This is a genomic window from Streptococcus sp. HMSC064D12 (assembly GCF_001837205.1).
In the GTDB taxonomy this organism is placed as follows: domain Bacteria; phylum Bacillota; class Bacilli; order Lactobacillales; family Streptococcaceae; genus Streptococcus; species Streptococcus salivarius_D.
In genome coordinates, this window is sequence record NZ_KV831745.1 from 1 (window position 1) to 232 (window position 232).

A 232-nucleotide genomic window follows, 5' to 3' on the forward strand; every position below is an offset into this window, starting at 1 on the left:
CATATCAGAACGGGTGGCTTGCTCTTCGGCTGAAAGCCTCTGCTACCGGCCGAGGCCTAAAGGCCTACCGAATGGTTTCCCTTCAGCACCACCTTTGCTAGCTGACCCGTCTAGCGGGTCTCTTTAAGATTACTTTCTTTTATTCTTCTCACCTGTAAACGGATCATACTCCTCAAACAGACTAAGCTGATCTGCTACCACGTCTTCTTGTAATTGATTACGAATATATTCT

Annotated in this window: 1 pseudogene; it reads right to left on the minus strand. The window is 46.6% G+C overall.

The features are described 5' to 3' along the window. Positions 1 to 129: 129 nt before the first annotated feature. A pseudogene (locus HMPREF2697_RS10165) lies at positions 130 to 232 on the minus strand (IS200/IS605 family transposase); the annotation flags it as partial.